At 55.2% G+C, this 232-nt stretch carries 1 pseudogene; it reads right to left on the bottom strand.

The features are described from left to right. Positions 1-120: 120 nt before the first annotated feature. Positions 121-232: pseudogene (locus OH705_RS28895) on the bottom strand (peptide-binding protein); the annotation flags it as partial.

The following is a 232-nucleotide window of genomic DNA, read 5'->3' as shown; positions in this document are numbered from 1 at the left end:
ATGGCATCAGGGTCCCTGAGTGGTAGGTATGTCAACCTTAGCCTGCAAGATTTATCTCAAAAACATCGCAATCACGGGAACATTTTCAGCATTTTCTTGAAAATGTAGCTGCCATGCTGGTCAGAACCAGCGATCGTTGCGTTTGCGCCCACGGGTGAGCGCCGGCAGTATCAGCCCCGCCAGCAGCCCGGCGCCGGCGATGCTGCCGCCATTCACCATGTAGCGCATCATC

Origin of the sequence: Pseudomonas sp. BJa3 (assembly GCF_026343815.1) — a bacterium.
GTDB lineage: Bacteria > Pseudomonadota > Gammaproteobacteria > Pseudomonadales > Pseudomonadaceae > Aquipseudomonas > Aquipseudomonas soli.
This window is presented reverse-complemented; position numbering and strand designations above follow the sequence as displayed.